The organism is Virgibacillus subterraneus, assembly GCF_900110695.1.
Taxonomy (GTDB): Bacteria; Bacillota; Bacilli; order Bacillales; family Amphibacillaceae; genus Lentibacillus; species Lentibacillus subterraneus.
Genome location: NZ_FOEH01000006.1, coordinates 71,728 through 89,850 on the forward strand (window position 1 = coordinate 71,728; position 18,123 = coordinate 89,850).

The following is an 18,123-nucleotide window of genomic DNA, read 5'->3' on the forward strand; positions in this document are numbered from 1 at the left end:
ACATGTCAAACGTTTATAAAAATGCCGGTGTCGATGTTAATAAGGGATATGAAGCCGTTGAACGAATGAAAAAGCATGTAGCCAAAACATCCCGGCCGGAAGTACTGGGCGGTATTGGGGCATTTGCTGGTTTGTTTGAGCTATCCTCATTCAATTACAAAGAACCTGTTATGGTTTCAGGGACCGATGGCGTCGGAACCAAACTGAAACTGGCCTTCCAATTAGGAAAGCATGATACAGTTGGCGAAGATCTTGTTGCTATGTGTGTCAATGACATTGTTGCACAAGGTGCACAGCCGTTATTTTTCCTGGACTATATAGCATGCGGTAAGAACAACCCCGAAATGATCGAGCAAATTGTTTCTGGAATTTCCAATGGGTGTGTTGATGCAGGTGCAGCCTTAATTGGTGGTGAGACTGCTGAAATGCCCGGTATGTATAGTGATGATGAATATGACTTGGCAGGTTTTACAGTAGGCATTGCTGAAAAGTCCCGTTTAATTACAGGGGACGAAATTACTTCTGGTGATGCCATTATTGGATTGGCGTCAAGTGGAATTCACTCGAATGGCTATTCATTGGTAAGGAAACTAGTAGAGGATCTTGATTTAACGAAAATATATGAAGGGCTGTCAGAGTCACTAGGAGATACACTGTTAACTCCTACCAGGATTTATGCAAAGGCAGTTTCTGCTGTCATGAAAAAAATATCAATCAAAGGAATTTCACATATTACAGGTGGAGGTTTTTACGAAAATCTGCCACGCATGTTGCCTGAAGGACTTGGAGTAGAGATTAATCATTCAAGCTGGCAACGTCCCGCGATATTTTCTTTTTTGCAAAAGCAGGGTGATATTCCTGATGAGGATATGTACAGCGTATTTAACATGGGAATTGGTATGGCAATCGTCATTGCTCAGGAAGATGTTGATGACGTATTAAATTGCTTACAGGAACAAGGGGAAACAGCCTCCGTTATAGGGAAGGTTACATCAAACGAAGGGGTGCATTTTACATCATGAATAAGAATAAGATAAGAGCTGCTGTATTCGCATCAGGTTCAGGCAGTAATTTTCAGGCAATCATGGAAAAAAACGACCTTCTGTGTGATGTTTCGCTACTTGTTTGTGATAAACCTGGTGCCAGTGTACTAGAAAAAGCGGAAAGGTTCGGTGTCCCGACGTTCGTTTTTGACCCCAAGAAGTATGCTTCTAAATCCGATTACGAGAAGGAAGTTGTACGTAGGATGCAACAAGCAGACATCTCATGGATATTTTTAGCCGGATACATGCGAATTGTTGGACCAACTCTATTAAACGGCTATGAAAATAAGATAATTAATATTCATCCGTCATTGCTTCCAGATTTCCCTGGAAAAGATGCTATTGGTCAAGCCTATAAAGCAGGTGTTAGTAATACTGGTGTAACTGTTCACTATATTGATGAAGGAATTGATACTGGACCGGTAATCGCACAGGAATCGGTAGAAGTTTTCAGCGATGACACAGAAGACACGTTGAAAGATAGAATCCAGCAAGTGGAACACAGGTTGTACCCAAAAATTATCAATAGGTTGATGAAGGAATAGTGTGAGGAAGTAAACTCGAGCGACAAGCCGCTCAACTCGAGCGAGAAGCACCCGAACTCGAGCGAGAAGCACCCGAACCCGAGCGAGAAGCACCAAAACTCGAGCGACAAGCCGCTGAACCCGAGCGAGAAGCACCTGAACCCGAGCGAGAAGCACCTGAACTCGAGCGAGAAGCACCGAAACTCGAGCGACAAGCACCCGAACTCGAGCGACAAGCATCCACAACGAACATAACATCCAATAAGTGAGGAGCTAACCATATGAAAAAAAGAGCACTTATTAGCGTATCTGACAAAGCTAATATTACCAATTTTGCCAAAGGTCTAGTTGATTTAGATTATGAAATTATTTCAACAGGTGGTACGCTGAATAAATTAACTGAAGCAGGTATTCAGGCTACTGCAGTAGAAGATGTAACAGGTTTTCCGGAAATGCTGGGTGGCCGTGTAAAAACATTGCATCCGATAATTCATGCGGGGTTACTTGCGAAACGCGATAATGCTGATCATCAGAAGCAGCTTACAGAAAGTGACATTGATCTAATTGATATGGTGGTGGTTAACCTTTATCCATTTAAACAAACGTTTGATCAATTGGATGTAACTGAAGAAGAAGTCATTGAAAACATTGATATTGGTGGACCTACAATGTTACGTGCTGCTGCAAAAAGTTTTGCGGATGTAACGGTTGTTGTCGATCCAGATGACTACGATAGCACTCTGAAATCTTTACAAGAGAATAGGTTAGACAAAATGGAACGGAAAAAGCTTGCTGCAAAAGTATTTCGGCATACAGCACAATATGATTCAATGATTGCTAGTTATTTTACCGAGGATGCTTTTCCTGAGAATTATACCGTTACATATGAAAAGGCGCAGACCTTACGTTATGGAGAAAACCCACATCAAACAGCCGCATTTTATAAAAATCCAACTGAAACCGCAATGAGTCTGGCTTCAGCAAAACAATTACATGGAAAAGAGCTTTCCTATAACAATATACAGGACGCAAATGCAGCCCTTGAAATAATTGCTGAATATGGAAGCCCTACTGCAGTGGCCGTGAAGCATATGAATCCATGTGGAATTGGTGTTGCAGAGGGGATTAACCGAGCTTTCTCCAAGGCATATGAAGCTGATCCTGTTTCTATTTTTGGAGGGATTGTTGCTTGCAACCGTAAAATTGATGTTGAGTTAGCAACCCAATTGAGCGGAATTTTTCTGGAGATTGTTATTGCACCGGAATTTACCGACGACGCACTAGCTGTTTTAACGAATAAGAAAAATATAAGATTGCTTGAATTGGCAATGGTTAATGAGCAGTCAACCTATCACAAGCTGACAACGATAAAAGGCGGCGTGTTAATTCAAAGTAATGATGACGCAGAGGTAGAACAAAAGGACCTTACATTTCCAACGGATAAAAAACCTTCTGAGGATGAAATCAAGGACCTGTTATTTGCTTGGAAAGCAGTTAAGCATGTGAAGTCAAATGCAATCGTTCTGGCTAAAGGACTGCAAACGGTTGGTGTTGGTGCAGGGCAAATGAATCGCGTAGGAGCTGCAGATATTGCGCTTGAACAGGCTGAAGAGAAGGCAAAAGATGCAGTAATGGCATCAGATGCATTTTTCCCAATGCCAGACACTGTTGAGATAGCAGCAAAAGCTGGCATAACAGCAGTAATTCAGCCAGGCGGATCCAAGCGTGATCAGGAATCGATTGATATGTGTAACAAATACGGAATTTCCATGGTATATACAGGGATGCGGCATTTTAAACATTAAACATAAAGGGTGTTATTAATGAATATATTAGTTGTCGGACGAGGCGGACGTGAGCACAGTATCGTGATTGATTTAGCCAAAAACAATAATATCAATCAGTTATATGCGGCTCCAGGTAATGGAGGAATTGCTGAATTAGCCACATGTGTTAATATTTCAGAAATGGATATCGATCGTCTAGTTGAATTTGCAAAAGAAAATGCTATCGACCTCACGATTGTCGGACCAGAGAACCCATTACTGGCAGGGATTGCTAATCGATTTCAGGAAGAAAACCTGTCTATTTTTGCCCCGACAAAGGAAGCAGCTTTATTAGAAGGTAGTAAGCGTTTTGCGAAATCATTTATGCGAAAATATGATATTCCAACAGCTGAACATGCTAGTTTTACTGATGCCTATGATGCGAAAAAATATATTGAAACAAAAGGTGCACCGATTGTAGTTAAAGCGGACGGACTTGCAGCTGGAAAAGGGGTTGTTGTTGCTGAAACTGATAAGGAAGCAATTGAAGCTGTTGACGAAATGCTGGTCAATAAAGCTTTTGCTGAAGCGGGTGCTACAGTAGTAATTGAAGAATGCCTTATTGGGAAGGAATTTTCGCTAATGGCATTTGTCCATGAAAGTAACGTGTATCCGATGATTCCAGCTCGTGACCACAAACGGGCACATGACAATGATCAAGGGCCAAACACCGGTGGTATGGGTGCTTATGCTCCCGTCCAGGATATCTCACAAGAAACCTTGGATTATACAGTAGACAAAATTCTTCAAAAAACAGCTGATGGATTAATGGATGAAGGACGACCATTCACAGGAATCCTGTATGCAGGTTTGATGATGACTGAAAATGGACCAAAAGTAATCGAGTTCAATATGCGCTTCGGTGATCCTGAAACCCAAGTAGTACTACCGTTATTAACAAATGACCTCCTGCAAGTTTTTCTGGATGTGATGAATGGAGAGGATCCAGCTCTAGAATGGGAAGAAAAAAGCTGTACAGGAGTTGTAGTTGCAGCAAAGGGCTATCCAGGTTCATATAAAAAGGAAATTCCGCTAACTGGAATACAGCCATGCGCAGGCGGATTTGTTATTCAGGCCGGAACAAGGAAAACAGACTCAGGCCTTGTTTCAGAGGGTGGAAGAGTTCTTCTAGTAGGGGCAAAAGGTTCGAACTTATCAAACGCAGTAGAAGATTCATATAAATGTTTAGATTCTCTTGCCTTATCAAATGAATTTTTTTATCGAAGAGATATCGGAAAAAAATAAGTAAAAATGGAATGAGCCCAAGATAGCAAAATATGCACTTGGGCTTTCGTTCATCCTCACCTCCCTCGTCACAAAACTTTCAATTTAATATACAAAAACTTTACAGTTCTAAAGCGAAAAATATGTTAAGATGGAAAAAATTATATATTGGAGCGTTGCTATATGCTACAAAATGGATATTACTGGAGAAACCGTGAACTGAGAGAACATGTTGCTGTTCTAGATGGAAAAGTTGCACCAACAATTCTTTTAAAAAATGGAACATATTTAAACACATATACGAAGCAATGGTTACGTGCGAACATTTGGATATTTAACGATCGCATTGTCTATGTTGGTGATAAACTTCCTGAAAATAATATAACTACCGAAGTGATAGACTGTGAAGGATTATTTCTTGTACCTGGATACATGGAGCCGCATGCACATCCATACCAGCTGTATAATCCGGAGTCTCTTGCTTTTCACGCGGCTAAATATGGAACAACTACATTGATAAACGACAACTTAATGTGGAATTTTTTGTTAGATAAAAAGAAAGCGTTTTCTATATTAGAGGAGTTTAATAGGCTGCCTATTTCGATGTATTGGTGGGCCCGGTTCGATTCGCAAACGGCATTGCAAGATGAGAAAGAGCTTTTCAGTACGGAAAATGTACTATCTTGGTTGGAGCATGAATCAGTCCTGCAAGGCGGAGAACTGACATCATGGCCAAGTCTGCTTGCAGGTGATGATCGTCTGCTATACTGGATTCAAGAGGCCAAAAGGTTAGGTAAGCCAATGGAAGGACATTTGCCTGGGGCTTCCGAAAAGACGTTAACGAAGATGAAATTGCTGGGTATTTCTGCAGAACATGAAGCAATGACTGGACAAGAAGCGATTAAACGTTTGCAGCTTGGCTATCAGGTCGGTTTGCGATATTCATCCATCCGCCCTGACTTGCCAAAATTGATAGATGAAATTCTTGCAGAGAACCTGCAAACCTTTGATAATATTACCATGACAACTGATGGAGCAACCCCTTCATTCTATGAAAATGGAGTAATGAATGTTTGTATAGAAATTGCCATTGAAAAGGGTATTCCTGTTGCGGATGCATATTGTATGGCATCAATTAATGTCGCTAAGCATTATGGGTTGCATGAGGAGCTAGGAAGTATTGCGCCAGGCCGAATTGCAAACATTAACTTTATTAAAGGAAAATCAAACCCGCATCCAATAAGCGTTTTAGCAAAGGGCGAATGGATTTTAAAAGATAATGAGGAACAGAACAACACTTCCAGAATTAACTGGGGAAAATATGAAATAGAACCACTTACTTTTGATTGGGATCTAACGATGGAGGACTTGCAATTTTCAGTGCCAATCGGCCTAAAGATGGTAAATGAGGTAATTATTAATCCATATCCTATTGAAACTGACGTAACACTTGATGTAATATCAGACAAATACGATGACGCATTTCTTTTATTAGTAGATCGAAAAGGGAAATGGCGTGTCAATACTGCGATTAGGGGATTTACAAATCAATTAGGTGCATTAGCAAGCTCCTTCTCGACAACAGGTGATCTTGTTTTTATCGGTAAAAGTAAACCTGATATGCTTATTGCTTGGGAACGCATTAAAGAGCTTGGTGGAGGAATTGTATTGGTGCATCAAGGTGAAATTATTTTTGAATTGCCACTTCGGTTGGCAGGAAGCATGTTTGCTGGGGAAATGAAGGAATTAATGGAAAAAGAAAAGCAGCTAAAAAGCTTGCTGAAAGAATTTGGCTATCGTTTTACTGACCCAATATATTCGATTTTATTCCTGTCTTCAACCCATCTTCCATACATTCGCATTACACAACAAGGAATTATGGACGTTAAGAAACGTGAAGTCCTCTTCCCAGCTAACATGCGATAGCGTATAATGAATTAAAGTATAAGTATTTTAGTAGAAAGAGGTGGGGATATGAAGAAGGCACTATTTTACCTTCTGTTATTGTTAATGTTCGTCTTGCTTGCAGCTTGTTCAGACGAAAAGCAGGAAGCTGAAGATAATGGGACAAAAGATAACGCAGTGGAAGAGAAAGATCAGGTACCGGATCCTAAGGAAGCTGAAAAATCAAATACATTCCCACTAACAGGAATTAAAACAGATCAAAAAGTAAATGATCGCATAGTCAGTGTTATGATTAATAATCATACTAAAGCTCGACCGCAAACCGGTCTTTCCAGTGCAGATGTAGTGTTTGAATTTTTGGCAGAAGGAAAAATCACTCGTTTACTGGCTATGTTTCAAAGCGAAAAGCCAGATGTTGTGGGTCCGGTAAGAAGTGCGCGTGAATATTATTTTGAAATGGCAGATAGGTATGACGCGTTATATATTTATCACGGTGCAGCGAATTTCGTAAATGATATGATTAAAAAGCGCGGTATTGAACACTTAGATGGCGCTATTTACGATAATGACGGCCACTTGTTCAAACGGGAATCTTTCCGACGTGCACCGCATAATTCGTATTTGCAATTTGGAGCAGTATATGACGTAGCATCACAAAAAGGATATGATGTTAAACATTCATACAAGCCACTACCGTTCTTATCAGAAGATAAAACGAAAAACATTTCAGGTGAGGCAGCAAATCATGTTGAAATTGTGTATTCTGACAGCCCAATGGAAATTGTTGAATATGAATATGATGAAAAAAATGAAAAATATACACGATACAGCGATCGGAAGAAAACTGTTGAATTGAATTCTGAAGAGCCAATACAGGTTGACAATATATTTATTGTGGAGACATATCATGAAGTTATTGATGACGCAGGTCGTCGAGCAATTGATATAACTTCAGGCGGCAATGGGTATCTTATTCATAAAGGAAAGGTTCAGGAGGTACAATGGGAGAATCGTGACGGGCGAATAATCCCTGTAAAGGATGGTCAGCCAGTTGAATTTGTTCAAGGTAAAACATGGGTCAACGTTGTTCCATCAAGCCCAGGAATCGATCAATCTGTAAATATATCGAATTAGTATGAATCAGGGGGTTTCGTTGTGCAAATTGATAAGCTACGCGGAAAACAGTTAGATCAAATGTTTGATGCTATTCTGTCACTTAAGAATCGTGAGGAATGCTATAAATTTTTTGATGATATTGCAACAATGTCAGAAATACACTCTATTGCCCAGCGATTGCAAGTTGCAAAAATGTTAACTGAAGGTCACACATACAATGTTATCGAAAAGGAAACGAATGCCTCAACCGCTACTATATCACGTGTTCGGCGATGTATTAACTTTGGCAGTGATGGTTATCAGCTGGTTTTAGATCGGATTATGGACGAGGAAGAATAACAAATGCCGCTATCTCGTTGAGGTAGCGGCATTTTTCTCTGAGAGATTGTTTCTAATGAATGACTGCGACATAATGTGGAAGAGAATTAAGTGCTATAGCACCGCTCCGGAAATACACTACGCGCACCTTAGGGCAACGCTTCAGCTTCCTCGAAAGCAAAAACCGCTTCCTGCGGGATCTTCAGCTGTTGCTTCGATGAACAGGATGTTCTAGTACCGGCGTTGGTCACAGGACGTGACCGGTTTTAGCCGGTGACGAGCAAGAGTCTTCGAGTGTTTCCTGCGCTTGACTTTGCCCTCTTTATCTTGATAAATCAAAATATATATTGTGACGGAAAAAAGCAAGATTTTGAAACCATTTAAACAAGCAGTTGGAATATGCGAGACTCCTGTGAGCCCACGGCTAAGGAAGACACTGTGAAAGCGTTAGATTGAGCAAATGTCGCCTTTGTACCCAGAGTGGTGAAAGCGAGTATATTCCAACTGCGTGGTTAGAGAGCCATCCTTATTTTCCCCATTATTAGCCTCCTTCTTAAAAAAACCCAAAAACATTAAACTTTATCCTAATTTCTATGCCTGATTTTTGGTATACTTTAAGAATGATATACTATAACGCTGAATGAGCTGATCCAATTTTTGAATATGGAGGATTTTGACGTTGAATTATACATTGAACACATGGAAGCATTTATTTAAACTGGATCCTGCTAAAGAAATATCGGACGAGCACCTGGATATGATATGTGAATCTGGTACAGACGCGGTTATTGTTGGAGGAACTGATAATGTTACATTGGATGGAGTGCTGGATTTGCTCTCACGAGTGCGCCGGCATACAGTTCCATGTGCTTTAGAAATATCCAACATGGATGCTGTTACACCGGGATTTGACTTCTATTTCATTCCAATGGTTGTCAACAGTACCGAGAAAAAATGGATGATGGATTTGCAGCATCAAGCAATCAAGGAATATAAGGATATTATGGACTGGAATGAAATGTTTGTAGAGGGTTATTGTATTTTAAATCAAGAAGCCAAGGCTTTTACGAAAACAAACTGTGAAATGCCAGATGAAGACGATGTGACAGCATATGCATACATGGCTGAGCGCGTTTTCCATTTACCGATTTTCTATATGGAATACAGTGGTACATATGGCGATCCGTCACTTGTGAAAAAGGTGAAGGAACAACTAAGTAACACAAAACTATTTTATGGTGGAGGTATTGAAAACAGTTTCCAAGCTCGTGAAATGAAAGAACATGCCGATACGATAATAGTTGGAAATAGCATTTATACAGATATAAAAAAAGCATTAAAAACTGTTAAAGCAGTTAACGATATGGATTAAGGTGGTGTCATTGTGAGTCAAATGATGGGTGACTTACTAAGTGGATTAAACAAGGAACAGCAACAGGCTGTTAAACATACAGACGGACCATTACTTATTATGGCAGGAGCGGGAAGTGGTAAAACACGAGTGCTTACACACCGTATTGCCTATTTGCTTCGTGAAAAAGAAGTTTCGCCAAAAAGTGTCCTGGCGATAACATTTACAAATAAAGCAGCACGCGAAATGAAGGAACGTGTACATAAACTTGTTGGAATGGGAAGTGGCCAAATTTGGGTATCAACCTTCCACTCGATGTGTGTACGTATTTTACGAAAAGATATTGATCGGATAGGGTATAGCCGTAACTTCACTATTCTTGATAGCAGTGACCAATTATCTGTTATCAAACAAACGCTAAAAGATCTTAATATTGATCCGAAAAAGTTTGAGCCGCGTGCAATGCTGGGATCGATTAGTTCAGTAAAAAATGAATTAATAACACCTGAGGAATACAGCAAGAATGTCGGTGACTTTTTCGAACGGCAAGTCTCACAGGTATATGACAGATATCAGAAAACCTTGCAAAAGAATCAATCACTCGATTTTGATGATTTGATAATGCAGACAATCCATTTATTCAAAAGGATTCCGGAAGTATTGGAATATTACCAGCGCAGATTTCAGTACATTCATGTGGATGAGTATCAGGATACGAATCATGCCCAATACTATTTAGTGCAGCAGCTGGCAAATCGTTTTCAGAACCTATGTGTTGTTGGGGATTCTGATCAATCTATTTATGGCTGGCGTGGAGCTGATATTGCAAATATCTTGTCATTTGAAAAAGACTATCCGTCAGCAAGAACTGTTTTTCTTGAACAAAATTACCGTTCGACTAAATCAATTCTTTCTGCAGCGAATAAAGTAATTGAGCATAATTCAGGACGGAAACCGAAGAATCTTTGGACTGAGAATGCAGAAGGCAAGAATATCCATTATTTTCAAGGTGCAACCGAACAAGAGGAAGCATTATTTGTAACGGATAAAATCCAGGAATTAATACGTGAGGAAGGCTTTTCACCGAATGATATATCGATATTATACCGAACAAATGCCCAATCACGTGCTGTTGAGGATACTTTTATGAAGTCGAATATTGCCTATCAAATGGTGGGCGGAACAAAGTTCTATGATCGTAAAGAAATTAAGGATATGGTTGCTTACTTACGGCTGATTACAAACCCTGATGATGATTTGAGCTTTGAACGTGTGGTTAACGCACCCAAACGGGGTATTGGAAAAACATCTGTAGAAAGATTGCGTGCCTATTCCGCGCAGCATGATATTTCATTTTATCAAGCGGTAAAAGAAGTTGATTTTACCGGTGTTCCAAAAAAGGCTGCAAATGCGCTAGCGGAATTTGGTAATTTAATTAAAACACTCTCACAGCAGCAGGAATTTTTAACAGCGACAGATATGGTTGAAGCAATCTTACAGCGTACAGGCTATGAACAGGTGCTGAAAAATGAACGAACAATAGAATCACAAAGTCGTATTGAAAACCTGGAAGAATTCAAAACAGTAACACAGGATTTCGAAAAGGTTAGTGAGGATAAGACACTTGTTGCATTTTTGACTGACTTAGCATTGATAGCTGATTTAGATCGTGTTGATGATGAGGAAGACTCTGAAAATGAAGAGAAGATTACTTTAATGACATTGCACGCTGCCAAAGGCCTAGAATTTCCTGTCGTCTTTTTAATCGGTTTGGAGGAGAATGTGTTTCCACACAGCAGATCGATGTTTGATAATGATGAGATGGAAGAAGAACGCCGTTTAGCATACGTTGGAATTACACGAGCTGAACAACAGCTATACTTAACACATGCAAAAATGCGTACCTTATACGGCCGAACAAATATGAATCCCATTAGCCGATTCATTAATGAAATTCCGGAAGAGCTCATAGACGGAATTGAGCAGGCTCGTGCTACTATGTATGGTTCTATTTCAAAATCACCAGATAAACCTTCACCTGTTAAACGACGTGCCGAAAAAATGCAGCATACGACTGGTGCAGAAAGCGAATCATGGGGACCAGGTGACAAAGCGAAACACAATAAGTGGGGTGTTGGTACTGTTGTTAAGGTTCAAGGTGAAGGAGAAGCAATGGAAATGGATATCGCCTTTCCAGCACCAACGGGAATCAAACGTGTGTTAGCCAAATTCGCTCCAATTACGAAAGAATAAGGAGGTGCTTGTTAATGGATAAACCACAAGCACAAGAGAAAATTAATGAGCTGACAGAAATGCTTCATCAATACAATTATGAATATCATGTACTTGATAATCCAAGTGTACCTGATGCAGAATATGATCAAAAAATGCAGGAATTGCGTAATTTAGAGGAAGAATTTCCTGAACTAATTTCACCTGAATCACCTACACAGCGTGTTGGCGGTGAACCGTTGGATGCTTTTCAAAAGGTACGGCATAATGTGCCAATGCTGAGCTTGGGTAATGCCTTTAATGCGACTGATTTGCGTGACTTCGCCCGACGTGCCAGTCAAGGGACGGATGACGCTATAGCTTATGTATGTGAGCTGAAAATAGATGGACTTGCCATTTCATTATTATATGAAGATGGCAAGTTTGTTCGCGGTGCCACTCGTGGTGATGGAACAATTGGCGAGGATATTACAAGTAATCTTAAAACTATTGGCAGTATTCCGCTTAAGATTAAAGAAAAAGAAACAATCGAAGTACGTGGGGAAGCATTTATGCCACATAAGTCATTTATTGCATTAAACAACGAACGCGAAGAAAAAGAAGAAGAACCATTTGCCAACCCAAGGAATGCTGCAGCAGGTTCACTGCGGCAACTTGACCCAAAAATTGCAGCAAAAAGGAATCTGGATATATTTTTATATGGTGTCGGAGAGTGGGATGCAGGTACATTGGAATCCCATAGTGAACGTCTGGATTATTTGAAGAAGCTAGGATTTAAGACCAATCCGGAGTGGAAAAAGTGCGAAACCATCGATGAAGTCATTGAATATGTAGAGTATTGGGAAAATGAACGGCCAAATTTAAATTATGAAATTGATGGTATCGTGATAAAAGTTGATAATTTGACACAGCAAGAGGAACTTGGATTTACGGCGAAAAGTCCACGTTGGGCAATAGCATATAAATTCCCTGCAGAAGAGGTAGTAACGACACTGCATGATATAGAATTAAGTGTTGGAAGAACTGGTGTGGTCACCCCTACGGCAATATTAGAACCAGTAAAAGTAGCTGGAACAATCGTAAAACGGGCATCGTTGCATAACGAAGACTTAATTCGCGAAAAGGACATTCGCATCGGTGATACTGTTGTTATTAAAAAAGCTGGAGACATTATTCCAGAAGTTATTCGTTCTGTGGAGGATAAGCGAACAGGTCATGAACAGGAATTTCATATGCCGGATGAATGTCCTGCATGTGGTAGTGAACTCGTTCGCTTGGAAGAGGAAGTAGCATTACGCTGTATTAATCCAAACTGCCCTGCACAGTTAAAAGAAGGACTAATCCATTTTGTCTCCCGTAATGCAATGAACATTGATGGCCTAGGGGAAAAGGTAATCATTCAACTATTTCAGGAAGAATTGATTCAAACGATTGCTGATCTCTATCGTTTGGAGCGGGCTGACCTGCTGGAATTGGAACGGATGGGCGAGAAATCGGTTGATAATTTATTAAAAGCAATCGATGCATCAAAAGATAACTCGCTGGAACGTTTGCTTTTTGGATTAGGAATTCGTTTCGTTGGTTCGAAAGCAGCAAAAACACTTGCAGCCCATTTTGAAACAATGGAAGCCTTACAACAGGCAACATTTGATGATATCATTAACATAAATGAAATGGGTGAAGTGATGGCTGACTCAATTGTCCGTTATTTTGCCGAAGAAGAAGTCAAAGATCTCCTTCGTGAGTTAAATACATTAGACATAAATATGGAGTACAAAGGACCGAAGAAACAAGATATTGCTGAGGATACTCCTTTTTCGGGGAAAACGGTAGTTCTTACAGGCAAAATGGAGCTATTCACACGGACAGAAGCAAAAAATGCTATCGAACAACTTGGCGGGTCTGTGACTGGTAGTGTGAGCAAAAAAACGGACATTGTCATAGCGGGGGAAGAAGCCGGATCGAAATTAGAAAAAGCTCAGAAGCTCGAGATTTCGATTTGGACCGAAGAACAACTTAGAGATGTCCTAGATAGTTAAGGAGTGGAGCGCTTTGAAAAAAATTATTGTTTGGTTGTTAGGTACCCTACTGGTCTTAACGAGCTGTAGCCCAAGCATCAATGATGATGAGGTTGTTAAACAAGAAGATGAATCAGAAGAAAATACATCCATCGTCTCAAGCAATCAGTTCTCTAAAGAGGAATACCGAACAATATTACCATATCGACCAAGTGCATCTCGTGGAGTTATCGTTAATCAGATGGGTAATCGACTCGATATTGATGAGATGGAACAAGGATTAAGACGCCTTTCGAAGGAATATTATGACCCGGAAAAGTACTTTTTTGAAGAAGGTCAATATCTTGAAGAGGATATGATGTACAATTGGCTGGATCGCAAAATGACAGAAAAACAAATAGTGGATACGGTTGCTAACTTTAAAGAAAGCTATCCGGAAGCAACTGAGAAGCAAATTGAATCTAAGGAGGAGGAAATAAGATATGAGTCCTCCTTGGCATTTAACCCATCAATTAAAGATGATGGTTCGAAAAAACAGCAAGAAAATAATCCAAAATATCTAACTCACATTCTAGAACAAAATTTTCTTAAGAAGAATGAAGATAATTCGGTTGAATTAGTTGGAATGTCTATTGGAATAGCAATGAAGTCAATATATACTTTTCAAACAGAAATTGGCGGAACAAGTTATCATCATGAAATCCCAAAATCTACGATGCTTAAAAAAGGAAAAGAAATCGCACAAACAGTTCTTGAACGCGTACGTAAAATGGATGGCTTAGCTGAAATACCAATTCTTATCACCCTATACAGAGAGGAAGACCAAGGGTCACCTGTATCTGGAAGCTATGTTGCCAAAACAGGTGTAAAGGGCAGTGACATGACGATTGGGGAATGGGAAACAGTAAATGAAGAAAATATTCTTTTCCCTTCTGATGAAGGTAAAGAAAAATATTATGATCATCAACAATTGGTACAAAACTTCGGTACTAGGATTGAAGAATTCTTTCCAAATTATGTGGGTGTTATCGGTGAAGGCTTCTACAAGAATGAAGAATTAAAAAAACTTACTCTTGAAATACCGCTGGAGTTTTATGGGAAAGGGGAAGTCATAGGCTTTACACAGTATACGTACCAGTTAGTTAAAGAAATGTTCTCGGACTATTATGATCTCGAAGTCAAAATCAAATCGAATAATAAAATGGAGAGTATTATATACCGGGAAGCAGGAGCAGACGAACCAACTGTCCATATTTTTGATAAGTAAAAAAGTATAATACTTTTTTACTGTATAAATATGGCTTGGCCTCCAAAGTATAAGGGATTCTAAGAGAGTGAAGTACGTTTTTATAAAAACACCTTTAACGATAAGCCAAGGTTTCTAAATAAATAAACTAGATTCGTTGAAGTGTTTGGGCTATTCGGTTAAAATGAGGGATGGGAAAGCTCCATCCCTCATTTTATATGAAAACGCAATCATGGAGTAATAGAGAATTTCAAGGAGGTTTTTTCATGGTAGTACCTTACAAGCATGAACCTTTTACAGACTTTACCGTAGAAGAAAATAGAAGTGCAATGCTAGAAGCACTTAAAAAGATTGAAGCTGATCTTGGTAAAGAATACCCATTAATCATTGGTGGGGAACGCATTACAACAGATGATAAGATCGTATCAGTAAACCCTGCAAAAAAAGATGAAGTTGTGGGTTATGTATCAAAAGCTAATCAGGAACTGGCTGAACAGGCAATGAAAGTTGCTGACACAACGTTTGAAACGTGGAGAAAGTCAGATCCGAAATTCCGTGCAGATATTCTTTTTCGTTCAGCGGCAATTGTTAGACGCCGTAAGCATGAATTCACTGCACATTTAATAAAAGAAGGCGGAAAACCATGGAAAGAAGCGGATGCTGATACAGCAGAAGCAATTGATTTCATGGAATATTACGGACGTCAGATGCTCAAATTTAAAGATGGCGTTGAAATTAATAGTCGCCCAATCGAATATAACCAATACAATTACATCCCATTAGGTGTTGGTGTGGTTATTTCACCATGGAATTTCCTTTTTGCAATTATGGCAGGTACAACTGTTGCTTCAATGGTTTCAGGTAACACTGTATTATTAAAACCAGCTAGTACAACCCCTGTTATTGCATATAAATTGATGGAAGTACTTGAAGAAGCAGGGATGCCTCCAGGTGTAATCAACTATATTCCTGGACCTGGAAGTGAAGTAGGTGACTATCTTGTAGATCATCCACGGACTCGTTTCATTAGCTTTACTGGCTCTCGCGATGTCGGTACCCGTATCTTTGAACGCGCTGCAAAAGTACAGCCGGGTCAAAAGTGGCTTAAGCGTACCATCATCGAAATGGGCGGTAAAGATACAATCGTTGTGGATAATGAAGCAGATCTTGAACTTGCTGCCCAATCGATTGTTCAATCAGCATTTGGATTCTCTGGCCAAAAATGTTCAGCATGTTCACGTGCTGTAATACATGAAGATGTATATGATCAGGTAAAAGATCGCGTAGCAGCATTAACAAAAGAAAAGTCTGCTGGTGATCCACATGATAACTCACACTTTATGGGTCCAGTTATTGACCAAGGTGCATATGATAAAATTATGAGTTATGTTGAAATTGGTAAAAAAGAAGGTAAACTTCTTGTTGGTGGAGATGGCGATGATAGCAAAGGCTGGTTTGTAAATCCAACTGTATTTGCTGATCTTGATCCTGAAGCACGCATTATGCAGGAGGAAATCTTCGGACCAGTTGTTGGATTAACAAAAGCAAAAGACTTTGATGAAGCAATCGAAATTGCTAATAACACAGATTACGGTTTAACTGGAGCAGTAATCACGAACAACCGTGTTCACCAGGAAAAGGCGCGTAAAGACTTCCATGTCGGAAACCTTTACTTCAACCGTGGCTGTACAGCTGCAATTGTTGGATACCAGCCATTTGGCGGTTTCAACATGTCAGGTACAGACTCAAAAGCCGGTGGTCCGGATTACCTAATCCACCACATGCAAGGTAAGACGACATCTGAAATGTTCTAAGTAAATAGGCTTACAATTTTCGACAAAGCCCTTTTTTTGCGCTTAAATGCGCATAAAAGGGCTTTTTATGTCGAACTTTCCTCATTACAGGAAAGTTGGCAAGTTTTTAAGGTGTTAATTGCTATATAAACCCCTCAACTTTCCCAATATGAATTATTTGAAAATATGTTATTATAGAAATATAGAAAGCTTAAATAATATTTGTTTAAATTCAGCTAGTGAGGTGGGTATAAAGATGGAAATAGGTCCATATATCAAATTACACCGCATTAAACAGGAAATGACTCAAGCAGAACTAGCTGAGGGAATTGTCTCATTTGCATACTTATCAAAAATAGAGAACCAAAAAACAGAGGCAAGCTCAAATGTAATAAGCCTATTGTGTACTCGTCTTGGAATTCAACTGAATAACGAAACAGATGAAACAATTAGGGACAAGTGCCAGCAATGGTATGAAATGCTGTTTGAGGTTAATGACAAAGAGGAATTAATAAAAACATACAAAGAATTAAATAGTTTAATGTATGAACATCACTCAGACAGTTTAATAATGTTTGAGATTCATAAGATAAGGTATTTTTTAATACTAGGCGAATATGAAAAAGCATTAACTCAGATTAATAGACTGGCTGATATGTCCGGGACCTTTGATAGTTTGCACCAGTTCTATTGGTATAAGTTTAAAGGTAACTATAATACAGCCAAAAATGAATTTAACCAGGCAATGCGAATGTATAAGATTGCAGAAGAGAAATTGAACCAGCTTGAATTATCAGAAGAAAAGATAGCAGATCTGCAGTATACAATTGCCGTAACCCACAGTAAATTAAGAAATACTCTTGAAGTAATTGAATATGCAGAAAAAGCTATCGATATCTTTCGAAAGCAGTATAACTTTATCCGTTGTGCCCAATGTCATATTGTATTAGGAATATCATATCGTAGAATTAGAATGTATGATAAAGCAATTAAAAACTATAATCTGGCTAAACATTTAGGTCAACTAAGCCAAAACAAGCAGATTATTCAACTTGCTAATCAAAACTTAGGTTATCTTCACTCCACAAAAGGTGACACAAAAGAAGCAATTCATTTTTATGAAGAGGTTGTGGATGATCAGGAAGTTGTTTTAGTAGAGAGAGTTGCTGCAGCGACTTCATTAATTAAAGAGTATTATAATGTATACAATTTTGAGCAAACAAAACGTATGATTAGCAGAAGTTTAGAATTACTTGAAACAAAAAATATGTACGATGCGTATAAATTATTTTATTACATTATTTACACATACGATTATGCGATTAAGAAGGAAAAGGATAAATTCGAATCATTGGTAATTAATGAATTCATACCTTACTTAAAAAAACATAAAGACTATGCCAACTTAGTGATTTATACTAATATGGTTGCGAAACATTTCGAGGGGTATAACAGATATAAGGATGCTGTGAAGTATTATAAACTAGCTAATATAACATATGAAGAGTTAGTAAGCTTATAAAGGAG

Annotated in this window: 13 protein-coding genes; all 13 read left to right on the forward strand. The window is 39.1% G+C overall.

Going from position 1 to position 18,123, the window contains the following annotated elements:
- Positions 1-2 precede the first annotated feature (2 nt).
- Entirely contained in the window at positions 3-1,022 is a 1,020-nt protein-coding gene (gene purM, locus BMY13_RS15800; RefSeq protein ID WP_092505768.1) for a phosphoribosylformylglycinamidine cyclo-ligase, read from the forward strand.
- Positions 1,019-1,588, forward strand: coding sequence for a phosphoribosylglycinamide formyltransferase (gene purN / locus BMY13_RS15805; protein WP_092505770.1), 570 nt, complete (start codon positions 1,019-1,021; stop codon positions 1,586-1,588). The genes purM and purN overlap by 4 nt, the downstream gene beginning before the upstream one ends.
- Positions 1,589-1,848: 260 nt before the next feature.
- Positions 1,849-3,372: a bifunctional phosphoribosylaminoimidazolecarboxamide formyltransferase/IMP cyclohydrolase gene (purH, locus tag BMY13_RS15810; RefSeq protein WP_092505772.1), complete on the forward strand. Its 1,524-nt coding sequence runs from the start codon at positions 1,849-1,851 to the stop codon at positions 3,370-3,372.
- 18 nt (positions 3,373-3,390) lie between these two features.
- Positions 3,391-4,638, forward strand: coding sequence for a phosphoribosylamine--glycine ligase (gene purD, locus BMY13_RS15815; RefSeq protein WP_092505774.1), 1,248 nt, complete (start codon positions 3,391-3,393; stop codon positions 4,636-4,638).
- A gap of 162 nt (positions 4,639-4,800) precedes the next feature.
- Complete coding sequence (locus BMY13_RS15820; protein ID WP_092505776.1) at positions 4,801-6,543, forward strand: adenine deaminase C-terminal domain-containing protein; 1,743 nt, start codon at positions 4,801-4,803, stop codon at positions 6,541-6,543.
- Between the two features lie 48 nt (positions 6,544-6,591).
- Entirely contained in the window at positions 6,592-7,656 is a 1,065-nt protein-coding gene (locus BMY13_RS15825) for a DUF3048 domain-containing protein (RefSeq protein ID WP_092494376.1), read from the forward strand.
- A 21-nt stretch (positions 7,657-7,677) separates the two neighbouring features.
- Positions 7,678-7,977: a YerC/YecD family TrpR-related protein gene (locus tag BMY13_RS15830; protein ID WP_092505778.1), complete on the forward strand. Its 300-nt coding sequence runs from the start codon at positions 7,678-7,680 to the stop codon at positions 7,975-7,977.
- A gap of 658 nt (positions 7,978-8,635) precedes the next feature.
- On the forward strand, positions 8,636-9,328 hold the full coding sequence (pcrB, locus tag BMY13_RS15835; protein WP_245736129.1) for a heptaprenylglyceryl phosphate synthase: 693 nt from the start codon (positions 8,636-8,638) through the stop codon (positions 9,326-9,328).
- 21 nt (positions 9,329-9,349) lie between these two features.
- Positions 9,350-11,560 carry a DNA helicase PcrA gene (gene pcrA, locus BMY13_RS15840; RefSeq protein WP_425445166.1) on the forward strand — a complete coding sequence of 737 codons (2,211 nt, stop codon included), beginning with the start codon at positions 9,350-9,352 and terminating at the stop codon, positions 11,558-11,560.
- A gap of 14 nt (positions 11,561-11,574) precedes the next feature.
- On the forward strand, positions 11,575-13,578 hold the full coding sequence (gene ligA / locus BMY13_RS15845) for an NAD-dependent DNA ligase LigA (RefSeq protein ID WP_092505782.1): 2,004 nt from the start codon (positions 11,575-11,577) through the stop codon (positions 13,576-13,578).
- A gap of 13 nt (positions 13,579-13,591) precedes the next feature.
- Positions 13,592-14,824, forward strand: a complete 1,233-nt coding sequence (locus BMY13_RS15850; RefSeq protein ID WP_092505784.1) for a CamS family sex pheromone protein — start codon at positions 13,592-13,594, stop codon at positions 14,822-14,824.
- 245 nt (positions 14,825-15,069) lie between these two features.
- Complete coding sequence (gene pruA / locus BMY13_RS15855; protein WP_092494371.1) at positions 15,070-16,617, forward strand: L-glutamate gamma-semialdehyde dehydrogenase; 1,548 nt, start codon at positions 15,070-15,072, stop codon at positions 16,615-16,617.
- A 235-nt stretch (positions 16,618-16,852) separates the two neighbouring features.
- Entirely contained in the window at positions 16,853-18,118 is a 1,266-nt protein-coding gene (locus BMY13_RS15860; RefSeq protein WP_092505786.1) for a helix-turn-helix domain-containing protein, read from the forward strand.
- Positions 18,119-18,123 lie beyond the last annotated feature (5 nt).

Bases quoted from the DNA above. Each gene is read 5' to 3' on its own strand.
- BMY13_RS15860 (WP_092505786.1), top strand. From the start codon at position 16,853: ATGGAAATAGGTCCATATATCAAATTACACCGCATTAAACAGGAAATG.
- purM (WP_092505768.1), top strand. From the start codon at position 3: ATGTCAAACGTTTATAAAAATGCCGGTGTCGATGTTAATAAGGGATAT.
- purN (WP_092505770.1), top strand. From the start codon at position 1,019: ATGAATAAGAATAAGATAAGAGCTGCTGTATTCGCATCAGGTTCAGGC.
- purH (WP_092505772.1), top strand. From the start codon at position 1,849: ATGAAAAAAAGAGCACTTATTAGCGTATCTGACAAAGCTAATATTACC.
- pruA (WP_092494371.1), top strand. From the start codon at position 15,070: ATGGTAGTACCTTACAAGCATGAACCTTTTACAGACTTTACCGTAGAA.
- ligA (WP_092505782.1), top strand. From the start codon at position 11,575: ATGGATAAACCACAAGCACAAGAGAAAATTAATGAGCTGACAGAAATG.
- BMY13_RS15825 (WP_092494376.1), top strand. From the start codon at position 6,592: ATGAAGAAGGCACTATTTTACCTTCTGTTATTGTTAATGTTCGTCTTG.
- purD (WP_092505774.1), top strand. From the start codon at position 3,391: ATGAATATATTAGTTGTCGGACGAGGCGGACGTGAGCACAGTATCGTG.
- pcrA (WP_425445166.1), top strand. From the start codon at position 9,350: ATGATGGGTGACTTACTAAGTGGATTAAACAAGGAACAGCAACAGGCT.
- BMY13_RS15820 (WP_092505776.1), top strand. From the start codon at position 4,801: ATGCTACAAAATGGATATTACTGGAGAAACCGTGAACTGAGAGAACAT.